2 protein-coding genes and 1 pseudogene are annotated in these 5,018 nt (G+C 72.6%); 2 read left to right on the top strand and 1 reads right to left on the bottom strand.

Translation table 11 applies throughout. The features are described from left to right. Positions 1-217: 217 nt before the first annotated feature. Positions 218-3,589 carry a glycosyltransferase gene (locus D3P35_RS25525; RefSeq protein WP_157982340.1) on the top strand — a complete coding sequence of 1,124 codons (3,372 nt, stop codon included), beginning with the start codon at positions 218-220 and terminating at the stop codon, positions 3,587-3,589. 85 nt (positions 3,590-3,674) lie between these two features. Here D3P35_RS25525 and D3P35_RS25520 read toward each other — a convergent pair whose 3' ends face one another. After that, positions 3,675-4,520: an ABC transporter permease gene (locus tag D3P35_RS25520; RefSeq protein ID WP_157982339.1), complete on the bottom strand. Its 846-nt coding sequence runs from the start codon at positions 4,518-4,520 to the stop codon at positions 3,675-3,677. Between the two features lie 168 nt (positions 4,521-4,688). On the opposite strand from D3P35_RS25520, the pseudogene D3P35_RS26445 reads away from it, so the two are divergent. Further along, positions 4,689-5,018, top strand: a pseudogene (locus D3P35_RS26445) (hypothetical protein); the annotation flags it as partial.

Below are 5,018 nucleotides of genomic sequence, written 5' to 3'. Positions count from 1 at the left end.
CGCGGCCCCGGCGCGGCGCCGGCGGCCCGGCCCCGCCCTCCCGCGCCCTCCCGCGCATTGCGGACCGGGGCGGGCCGCTGCCGGCGGGGGCGGGCTTGACCGGCCCCGGGCGTGCCCCATCTCGGGCTAGGCATCCCCGGCGGGAGCGGATAGTGTTCGGCACGCCCGGCGCGAGCACCGGCGCCGGGCGACAACATGATCGGTTCAAGGGAATGCCATGCGGGAAAAAGTGGACGTAGACCCAAGGGTATTCGATCCGTCATTCTATCTCGCCCACTATCCGGAGGTTGCCGAGTCCGGCGAAGACCCCGAAACGCACTACATGACGAAGGGCTGGCGCGAGGGTAAGGACCCCTCGGCGCATTTCAGCACGGCGGAATACCTGCAGCGCTACCCGGACATCCGCGACGCGGAGATCAACCCCTTCGTGCATTTCGTGAAGCACGGCTATGCCGAGGGGCGGCGCACCGGCCTGTCCACCACCGCCTCGGCGCATATCGCCGGGCGGCTCGAGGTGCTGCTCGCCCACGAGGCGGTGCCGCCGGAGATGACCGAGCGCCCCGAGCCCGAGACCCGCGAGGGCCTCGCGGCCCTGCTCTCGGGCAGCCGCTTCTTCAGCTCCAGCCACTACGCCCGCCAGACCGGCGCGCGCGGCAGCCGGGCCGAGCTGGTGGCGCGCTGGCTCGACACGCCGCCGGCCCGCCGCCCGGCCACCAGCCCGGATTTCGACCCCGCCTTCTACCGCCGCACCTACCTCGCCGACGCGCCGGAGACCGACCCGCTCACCGACTGGGTGCTGCGCGGCCAGGCCCGGGGCCATTACCCCAACGCCCTGCGCGCCGAGGCCGATGCGCGGCTGATCCGGGTGCGCGCCGGCATCGACCGGCGGCACTACGCCTGGTCGCTGGGCGAGAAGCAGAAGCACGGCGACGCGGTGCGCGACTACGTGCTGCACGGCGCGCCGCTGGGCGCCGAGCCGCGCCTGCGCTTCAACGGCGATTTCGTGCGCGACACCTACATGCGGCGGGCCGGCGTGTCCTGCGCGCCCTACGCCTATTTCCTGCGCAACCGGCAGCGGCAGTGGATGTTCCAGGACATCGACGAGCTGGCCGCCACCTACCACGCGCTCTCCGAGGCCGAGGCCTTCGACCCGGCCTGCTACGCGAGCCTTGCCGGCATCGACCCCGAGCGCATCGACCCGCTGCTGCACTACATCCTGCGCGGGGTGCAGCGCGGGCTGCCCACCTCGCCGGAGTTCCACACCGGCTTCTACCTCGCCACCTACCGCGACCTGCAGGCCGCCCGGGTGAACCCGCTGCTGCACTACTGGCGCCATGGCCGCCACGAGGGCCGGCGCGCGGTGCCGCCGGCGAAGGCCCTGCCGCGGCGCAAGCTGGTGGTGCCGGGGGGCAAGCGCCCAACCTCCGGCCGGCCGCGCGCCATTGTGGTGAGCCACGAGGCGAGCTTCACCGGCGCGCCGATCGTGGCGCTGAACATCGCCCGCGCCCTCTCGGCCACCCATGACGTGATCACCTGGCTGGGCAAGACCGGCCCGCTCACCGCGGATTTCGAGGAAGTCTCGACCCGGATGATCATGGAGTTCCCGCCGGTGCTCGACGGGGTGGCGCTGCTCGAGGAGATGCGGGCCGAGGGCGGCATTGAGTTTGCCGTGGTGAACTCGGCCATCTCCGGCGCCACGCTGGAGCCGCTGAAGCTCGCCGGCATTCCCGCGCTGCTGCTGGTGCATGACTTCGCCAACTACGTCTACCCGCGCGGCAGCCTCTCGCGCATGGTGCTGAACGCGGATGTCTCGGTGTTCCCGGCGCAGATCGTGGCCGATGCGGTGGCCGACGAGATGAGCCACATGGGCCTCGCCACCCTGCCCGACACGATGCGCATCGCCCACCAGGGCTACAACGGCTCGGGCCATTCCGATGCCGCCGCCCTCACGCCCCGCGCGATCCGCGAGCGGCTGGGCCTCTCGGGGCGGCCGGACGTGCGCATCCTGTTCGGCGGCGGCTGGGTGCAGCCGCGCAAGGGGGTGGACCTGTTCCTGCAGGCCGCAGCCCGGCTGGCGGCCGACCCCGAGCAGGACTGGCGCTTCATCTGGGTGGGCGGCAACTACCGCCCCGACGACGACATGATCGTGTCGGCCTATCTCGCCGACCAGGTGGCCAAGAGCGGCCTTGCCGACCGGTTCGCCTTCTTCGAGGAGCAGCCGGACCTGGAGAGCTTCTGGGAGGTGGCGGACGTGTTCTTCCTGTCCTCCCGGCTCGACCCCTTCCCCAACATCGCCCTCGACGCGCTGATGCGCGACGTGCCGGTGGTGTGTTTCCGCGGCGCGACCGGCATTGCCGAGCTCACCGACCGTTTCGGCTTCGCGGTGCGCGCCGTGCCCTTCTGCGACAGTGCGGCGGCGGCGGAGGAGATCGCCGCGCTCGGCGCCGGGCTGCCGGGCGTGCGCGCCGAGTTCCAGCGCCGGCGCGAGGACCTGGAGACGGCGTTTTCCTTCGAGACCTACGTGGCCCGGCTGATCGGCTTTGCCGAGGAGGCGAAGGCGCGGGCGGCGGAGCAGGCGCAGCTGCGCACCCTGCTGCTGGAGCGCCCGCCGGCGGAGCTCGCCTCCGCCGCAGCCACGGTGCCGGACTGGGCGCATCTGGCCCGCAGCGGCAGCGCCGAGGTGCGGGCGGCCACGGTGGCGGCGATGATCGCCGGCGGCGGCCCGGTGGGTGCGCTGCGCATCGCCCCGGGCGAGCCGCTGGAGCGCGAGGTGCCGGCCTCGAGCCACGTGATGCTGGCGCCGCCGCGCGATGCGCCGGTGCCGCCTGGCGCCTGGATGCTGCATGTGCATGCGCCGAACGCCGCCGCGCTCGCGGCGCTGGTGGCCGCCGAGCTCCTGCCCGAGGACGCGCTGGTGGTGCTCACCTCGCCGCTCGGCGCGCTGGAGGCGCCGGAGGGCGTGCGCGCCCTGCCCGAGCCCTGTTTCGACCCGTTCGACGGGCTGGCGGCGGCGATGGAGGCGTTCAGCAGCACGCATGTGAGCCATGCCGACCTGAGCCTGGGGCTGGAGGGGCCGGTGTCCTGGTGCTTCGATGCGGCCTTCGTGGGCTCGGTGCTGGCGGGCGACCGGCCGGGCTTTGCCGCCGCGGTGCCCGATTGCGGGCCGGGCTACCTGCCGCGCAAGGCGCTGGAGCGGCTGGGCGGCGGGCTGCCCGAGGCGCCGGTGGCACCCTGCTTCGCCGGGCTGTTCGAGGCCGCGCGGCTCGCGCGGTTCCTCGAGGAGAGCCGGGCGGAGTACGTGCGCCTGCGCGCCGGCCTCGACACCCGCGCCGCCACCGCCCTGCGCGCGGCGATGTTCGCCCGCGCCTGCGACGCGGAGGGCGCGCTCACCCTGCTCTGCCCCGACCAGGAGGTGGGCCTGCTGGAGGAGGTCGACGTGGGCCTGCGCCACGGTGTGCCCGAGACGCGCCCGCGCGGCGTGCAGGGCGCGCTGCAGCCGCTGGTGATCGCCATGCGCTCGGAGAAGAGCGCGAGCCTTGCCGCAGCGCTCGCCCGCCTCTGGCGCGGCCTGCGCCAGGTGCGCCCCTGAGCCGGGGCAAGGCGCCCCCCCCCGCACAGCAGAAGGGCGGCCCCGGCGGGCCGCCCTTTCGCGTTCCGGCCGGCGCTGCGGCGGCTCAGAACTTCGGGTTCACGATATCGCTCTTGTGGCGGCGCAGCAGGTAGAGCCCGATCACCAGCGTGCTGGCCCCGATGCCGCAGACATAGATCGGGTCGATGAAATCCGGCCGGTAGGCGCCGTAGAACCCCGAGCGCATGCGCGCCACGCAATGCATCACCGGGTTCCACTCCAGCACCGCGCGGGCCTGGGCCGGCAGGTCCTCGGGGATGTAGAACACGCCCGAGAGGATGAACAGCGGCCGCATGGCGATGCCCCAGATGCGCTGCCAGGTGGGGAAGAAGGTGAAGAGCACGCAGTTGAGCGTGCCGATTCCCACCCCCAGCAGCGCGGCCATGCCCAGCGCCGAGAGGATGTTGACCAGGTCGAGGTTCACCTGCAGCCCGTCGAACAGGATGATGCCGGTGAGCAGCAGGAAGCTGGTCATGCACAGGGTGAGGAAGTTGAGGATCGAGCGGGAGATCACCGCGTCGATCGGCGTCACGGCGGGATATTGCATGAGCGAGCGGTTGAAGCCCACGGCGCCGCTCACGCTGGCGTGGAGCTGGGAGTACATCTGGTAGGTGAGGTAGCCGGTGCCGTAGAACAGCATGAAGCTGGTGCCCAGCGAGGGCGTGCGGATCATCGCCGAGAACACCAGCGCCAGCAGGGTGATGGCGCCCAGCGGCTCGAGAATGGCCCAGGCATAGCCGCCGGTCGACTTGCTGTAGGTGGTGGTCATCTCGCGCAGGATGAGCGCGAACTGCACCCTCAGCCACTGGAAGCGCGGGCGGCCGATGATCTGCGGCGCCGGGGAAAGCGGAGGGGAAAGCGGAGGGGAACCCGGTGCGCCGGTATCTGCCATCTGGCCTGACTCCTCGTGTCGTGACCCGGTTGTGACCATGCCACCGGGCAAGCCGCAATTGCAATTCCCTGGTCAAGATAGCATAAGCAGGGCATGTTTCGCGGCGTGGTCCGGCGCGGTGACGCGTTCGCGGATATGACATAACCGGCGCATGGGAACAACCGCACATTGGCCAACGACACCGAGGACAAGCGCAAGGACGCGCCGGAGGAAGCAGACCGCCGCAAGGCGTCGCAGCCCGGAAACGACGCGCCCCGGCGCCCGGCAGAGGGCGCACGGCCCGATGCACAGCAGCAGGACAGCACCACGGACCGGGCGGCGCCCGGAGACGCCGCTGAGCGCCCTGCCGCCGGTGGACCCCGCGCCGGAAAGCCCGCGCGCCAGGGCCGCGGACAGGGCGGAGGGCAGGGCGCCGGCCGCCAGGGCGTGAGCCAGGACGCTCGTGCCGCCGCGCGCCGCAAGCTGGTGGGCGAGCGCCGGGCGGCCGCGCAGGCCGCC

This window comes from Oceanicella sp. SM1341, assembly GCF_003448965.1.
GTDB lineage: Bacteria > Pseudomonadota > Alphaproteobacteria > Rhodobacterales > Rhodobacteraceae > Paroceanicella.
The sequence above is the reverse complement of the archived record's forward strand: the minus strand, read 5'-3'. Positions and strand labels throughout refer to the sequence as shown.